General features: G+C 68.4%; 6 protein-coding genes. 3 read left to right on the forward strand and 3 right to left on the reverse strand.

What is annotated here, in order from left to right:
- Positions 1–144: 144 nt before the first annotated feature.
- Positions 145–861 carry a signal peptidase I gene (locus AB4Y86_RS10755; protein ID WP_441402226.1) on the reverse strand — a complete coding sequence of 239 codons (717 nt, stop codon included), beginning with the start codon at positions 859–861 and terminating at the stop codon, positions 145–147.
- Positions 862–956: 95 nt separating this feature from the next.
- Positions 957–1,571, reverse strand: a complete 615-nt coding sequence (locus AB4Y86_RS10760; RefSeq protein WP_441402227.1) for a TasA family protein — start codon at positions 1,569–1,571, stop codon at positions 957–959.
- Between the two features lie 187 nt (positions 1,572–1,758).
- Here AB4Y86_RS10760 and AB4Y86_RS10765 point away from each other — a divergent pair, with 187 nt between their 5' ends.
- The 3 genes from AB4Y86_RS10765 to AB4Y86_RS10775 all read left to right on the forward strand — a co-directional run bounded on the left by AB4Y86_RS10765 (position 1,759) and on the right by AB4Y86_RS10775 (position 3,872).
- Entirely contained in the window at positions 1,759–2,691 is a 933-nt protein-coding gene (locus tag AB4Y86_RS10765) for an SDR family oxidoreductase (protein ID WP_441402228.1), read from the forward strand.
- A gap of 63 nt (positions 2,692–2,754) precedes the next feature.
- Positions 2,755–3,144 (forward strand): DUF1622 domain-containing protein, encoded by a 390-nt coding sequence (locus tag AB4Y86_RS10770; RefSeq protein ID WP_441402229.1) that lies wholly within the window; start codon positions 2,755–2,757, stop codon positions 3,142–3,144.
- A gap of 8 nt (positions 3,145–3,152) precedes the next feature.
- Complete coding sequence (locus tag AB4Y86_RS10775; RefSeq protein ID WP_441402230.1) at positions 3,153–3,872, forward strand: YqjF family protein; 720 nt, start codon at positions 3,153–3,155, stop codon at positions 3,870–3,872.
- A gap of 55 nt (positions 3,873–3,927) precedes the next feature.
- Here AB4Y86_RS10775 and AB4Y86_RS10780 read toward each other — a convergent pair whose 3' ends face one another.
- The gene (locus AB4Y86_RS10780; RefSeq protein WP_441402231.1) at positions 3,928–5,181 is read right to left on the reverse strand and encodes an APC family permease; all 1,254 of its coding nucleotides are present in this window, start codon (positions 5,179–5,181) and stop codon (positions 3,928–3,930) included.
- Positions 5,182–5,578 lie beyond the last annotated feature (397 nt).

Below are 5,578 nucleotides of genomic sequence, written 5' to 3' on the forward strand. Positions count from 1 at the left end.
CTGCGGGGCAGGCTGTCGAGGAACTGCGGGGCAGGCTGTCGAGGAAGCGGCCCACGAAACCTACGGCGCAGGTTCGTGAATCCAGCTCGGCGGCGAGCTTATCGATCTGCCGGATATCCAGGACCATGCCGCTTCCGTGGCAGTTCACGGCCGGCCCCGTTCCGCGTCGGCGCCCCGGTTGCCGCCTCTTTCGCCGGCTGCTCCGTCCGCGGCCCCGGCCGGCTTCCGCCAGATCGAGGTCAGCACCACTACGACGAGCAGCCCGCAGGCACCGTACAGGAAGACGGYCTGGACCAAGGGCTGGCGCAAGGCCCGGATGACGTCACCGAGGTACGGCACGACCCCGGCCTGGACATAGACATGGTCTTCGGACAGCACGGCCGTCCAGGGGTCTGCCCCCGCATTGGCATCGCCCTTGGTGGTCACAGAGGTCACGCCGGCGTCGTCGCGCTTGATGCTCGCCACCCGGTGCGTTTCGACCCGGTGGTCGTCGATCGGGATGCTGTACGTGATCACATCACCGACTTTGAGCTCAGACACGGGCGTCCGGACGCTGACCACCACATCCCCCGGGTTGATACCGGGGGCCATGCTGCCGGTCAACATGGTGGACGTCTGGTAGTTCAGGAATCGCGGACCCACCGCAAGAAACAGAAACAGCAGGGTTGCGACAGCGAGGGTGAGTGTAAACACCGCGCGTCCGCCGGCGGCAGCGACTTTCGACGCCGTGACGCCCGTCAGCTTGCTCGAGGTTTGCGCCCGGCGCCGCCCACGCCCCGTTCCGGGGACCCCCGGCTCAGTGCCAGTGACCGGCGGGGTCTGGCTGGCCGTCGAACGGCTCGGGGTGATGACGGTGCTCACGGGTTCCTCCCCTGCGCTGCGGATATCGGGTAGTGGCCAGGAGCTCAAGCCGGCCGGGTCCAACCGGCCTGAGCTCCTGTGATTCTTGCTGCTGCTTACTTGTTACCGGCGCCGCGCTGGATGGCGTCGAAGGAGAAGCCCATGGTGCTGTTCAAGCCCTGGAAGGTGTTGTCCGCCGTCTGCGGGACGGTCAGCGCAACCCGGAGGTAGTCAGTCTTGGTTGCGGTCAGTGAGGCGAGTCCGGTCAGTGCGAGGCTGCTGCCGGTCACGGCCCGCGACGCCAGAACAGCGCTGGTGGTGCCGGAGCAGGTGTACGTGAATGAGGGGGACGTTCCGGCCTCGGTCCACGGCACGGAGCAGCCGTCAATCTTCATCTGTAGGCCGTTGACGGCGTCCGTGTCGAGCTTGGACGACGGCGACGCCGTCGTGGTGAGGGTGATGGACGCGAGGTTCTGGTCGCCGCCGTTGTTGAGGGTGACAGCACGCTGGATGCTGTCACCCGGGACGGCGCCGGCGGCAGCAACGCTCAGCCGGTTACTTGCCCCGCTGCCGACGGCAAGGTTGACGGTACCGGAGTTGACGGCCGCGGAAGCAGACGTACTGGTGGTGAAGCCACCGTAGGTGCCCATGCCGGCCACACCCGCGGCTGCGGCGAGGAGCGCGGCGGAGGCCAGGACCTTGCTGGACGTGGACTTGAGGTTGAGACCCATCAGTTTTCCGTTTCGTGGGGCCGGCCGACCGGCCAGGCGAAGTATTTGTGTCCGCCAGCCTCACTGGCTGACCCCTACTACGATGCCCGGCCTCCTTCAAGGCAAGGCTTCGGTCCACGACAAGATCACTTCAAGTTTTCCTCAAGGCGGTCAGTGGGGCTGCTCAATGACTGGCAGACTGGCCCGTATGACTGTACTGCTGGCCGGTTGCGGCGACCTGGGCACCGAGGCCGGACTGCGCTTTGCCGCTGCCGGACACCGAGTGGTGGGCTGGCGGCGGTCCCCGGAAAAACTGCCGGCCGCCATCGAAGGCGCGGCGGCTGACCTGACCGCCGGCGAGCTGCCGCCGGTCCCGGCGGACACCACCGCCGTCGTCGTCGCAATCGCGGCTGACTCCCCCACCGAGGAGGCCTACCGGGCGGCGTATGTGGACGGGCTGGCGCATGTGCTGGACGCCGTGGCGGCATCCGGAGCGCCGGTGCGGCGCGTGCTCTTCGTGTCCTCCACCGCGGTCTATGGCGACGCCGACGGCGCGTGGGTGGACGAAACGACGGCGCCGAACCCCGGCGGGTTCTCCGGCCGCGTCATCCGCGAGGCCGAGGAACTGCTCCAGAGCCGCCTGCGGGGCACCGGGAGGTCGCCCGTCGTCTTGCGGCTTGGCGGCATCTACGGGCCTGGCCGGACCCGGTTGATCGACCAGGTCCGCGGCGGCAATGCCACGGTCCCGGCGCAGGTCCGCTTCACCAACCGGATACACCGCGACGACGCCGCTGCCGCCATCGTGCACCTGTGCACCATGGATCCTGAGCCGGCTTCGGTGTACGTGGGCGTGGATGACGAACCGGTCGAACTCGGCGAGGTGCTGCGGTTCCTGGCCGCCGAGCTGGAGCTACCGGAACCGGCATCGGAGTCCGGTGCCGGGGCGGGCGCGGCCTTCGGGGTTGGCGGGGGCTCCGGGGGCGGCTCCGGCGATGGCACCGGGGGCGGCGAGCCGTCGCGGGGCGGGAACAAGCGCATCAGCAACGCATTGCTGCGGGGCACCGGCTTCGAGTTCCGGTATCCGAGCTTCCGCGAGGGATACCGGTCCGTGCTGGGCGGCGTCGGCGAGCGGCATCCATGACGAGGCGGCACCGGAACGGGGCCGCGCAGCACTAGATTTCACACCCAACTTTTGAGGGGCAGCATGGATTTTCAGCACATCATTGAGGCGATTGGCGGCTTCATGGATTTCGCCGGCGTGGCTGTCATGGTGATCGGCGCCCTGGTGTCGTTGCCGTTGGCCCTGCGTGGCTTCCAGCCGCGCCGTCTTCCTGCCGGTTCCGAACCGCTCACGGTGTACCGGTCGTATCGGCAGTTGCTGGGCCGCTCCATCCTGCTCGGCCTTGAGCTGCTGGTGGCAGCCGACATCATCCGGACCGTCGCCGTGACCCCCACCTTCGAGAGCGTGGGCGTGCTGGCCATCATCGTGCTGATCCGGACCTTCCTGAGCTTCTCCCTCGAGCTGGAAATCACCGGGCGCTGGCCCTGGCAGAAGCAACCCGCGGGCGACCAAGCGGCCGCGACGGCGAGCTGACGCGGCATATGGAACCGGATCCCTGGCCTTTGGCGCCGGAGCTGCCCCGACCGGTCATCATGGCGCAGCGCTGGACCGACGCGGTGTTCCTGCACTGGCGCGTTCCCCGGCCGGTCGCGGCGTCGTTCATGCCGGTTGGCGTGGTCCCGGACGAGTTCGATGGGTCGGCCTGGGTGGGGCTCATCGGTTTCCGCATGCAGGGCGCGGGCGTGGGTAGGGGCCCGGGGATCCCCTACTTCGGCAGCTTCAACGAGGTCAACGTGCGGCTCTACTCCCGGGAACCGGACGGCACGAGGGGTGTCGTGTTCCTGAGCCTGGACGCATCGCGCTTGGCGGTGGTGCTGGCGGCCCGTGCTGCGGGCATCCCGTACGTCTGGTCCCGTGGGCACTTCCGCGCGGCCACGCCGGACGGTTCAGTTGGGTATTCTGTTCGTCGGCTGCGTGGTGGGGAGGGGAGCGATTTCGCTGTTGTCCCGCAGTTCGACGCTGACGCCGACGATCCGCTGTCCGTCCACCTCACAGCGCGGTTCGGTTTACATTCCCGGTTCCGCGGCAACACGCTCTACATTCCCAACGCCCACGGCCCCTGGCCGTTGTTCCGGGCGGAGCTGACGGAGTTGGAGGATGAGCTCGTCGCGGCAGCAGGCATTGCAGTCTCCGGGCCGCCCGATTCGGTGCTGTTCTCGCCCGGGGTCCACACCCAGTTCGGCCGGCCGAGGGTGCTGTAAGGCTTGTCGTAGCGCGCTTGCCCGGCGAGGTCGCGCGGGTCGCCGTCGTCGGGGGTCAGGACTTCCTGCGCTGCCGGGCCACGCGCAGAACTATCCCGACCACGAACATGAGGACTCCCAGCGCCACGGAGAAGGGTGGGAGGGTCGCGACCAGGGCCACGCAGGCCGCGGCGCCCAAGACCTGGAGCGCCTTGGGGTAGCGGCGGTCCGCGGCCGGCTGCGTGAAGGCGGCAAGGTTGGCGACCAGGTAGTAGATGAGCACGCCGAACGAGGAGAAGCCGATCGCGCCGCGCAGGTCGGCGACCGTGATGATCCCGCTGATCACCACTGCCAGGGTGACCTCGGCGCGGTGGGGAACCTTGTAGCGGGGGTGGACGGCGGCGAGCCAGTGCGGCAGATCGTGTTCGCGGGCCATCGCCAGGCTGGTCCGCCCGAGTCCGGCGATGAGAGCCAGGAGCGCGCCCAAGGCTGCGCCCGCCGCCCCTGCCCGAACTATAGGGCTGGCCCAGGTCATGGTCCCGGATTCGACGGCGGCGGCGAGAGGTGCGGGGTTGGCTGCCACTGCCTCGGGACCGATGGTCGCCAGCAGAGTGACGGCGATGATGGCGTAGACGATGATGGTGATACCCAGGGCGATGCCGATAGCGCGGGGAATGGTGCGGCGGGGGTTCCGGACTTCTTCGCCCATCGTCGCGATCCTGGCGTAACCGGCGAAGGCGAAGAACAGCAGGCCGGCTGACTGCAGAATCCCGTACCAGCCGTGGGCCAACAGCCCGTCCCCGAGAATTCTGGCCGGATCCGCCCCGGAACCACCCCAACAGGCGGCAACGGCAGTCGCGAGGGCCGCCAGAACCAGTACGACAAGGATGCGGGTGAGCCCGGCTGTCCGGGTGACGCCGCGGTAATTCACCGCGGCGAGGACGACGACGGCGCCGACGGCAACAGGCCGTTCCCACCCTGCCGGGGCGGCGTAGGCGGCGAATGTCATTGCCATGGCCGCTGCGCTGGCGGTCTTACCGATAACGAAGCCCCAGCCGGCCACGAAGCCGGCCCACGGTCCCAGGCGTTCACGGCCGTACACATAGGTTCCGCCCGAAGTCGGGTAAACGGCGGCGAGCTGGGCGGAGGAGGTGGCATTGCAGAACGCCACCATGGCCGCAACAACCAGTCCCACCAGCAGACCTGAACCGGCCACCGCCGCTGCCGGAGTGAAGGCCGCGAACACGCCGGCGCCGATCATCGATCCAAGACCGATCACAGACGCGTCAAGGGTGCCCAGCCGCCGCGCCAGAGCCTGAGGGTCACTCACGCGCTATGCCGCCGCATCGCCGCACGCAGCAATTCACGCTCGCCTCCGAATGTCGGGTAGGAGATCGAAATCCGATTCCTGGTCCCACGATACTTCCGCGCCCGGCGCTCCCGGACTGGTCCTCTGCACGTATGCACGTATGTACGACGGCACGTCGGCACGTCACGACGGACTCGGGCCATCTAAGCTCGTTCGTTCACGACGGCCACCCGCAACGTACGCAAACCCATTAATGTCTGACCCCCTTGGCAGACTTAGTGCATGGGAATCGGTGCAGTTCTCGTCTCTCGTCCGGCCGGTCGGCCGGACGGTGATGAGCGCGGCGCCGCCCCCTCGCTGGGGAGCGTTCTGGGCCAGTTGCGGGAGTTGAGTTCGACGGCGGCGCAGGACGCGGCGC

This window comes from Arthrobacter sp. 2YAF22_2 (genome assembly GCF_052114645.1).
Lineage (GTDB): Bacteria > Actinomycetota > Actinomycetes > Actinomycetales > Micrococcaceae > Arthrobacter.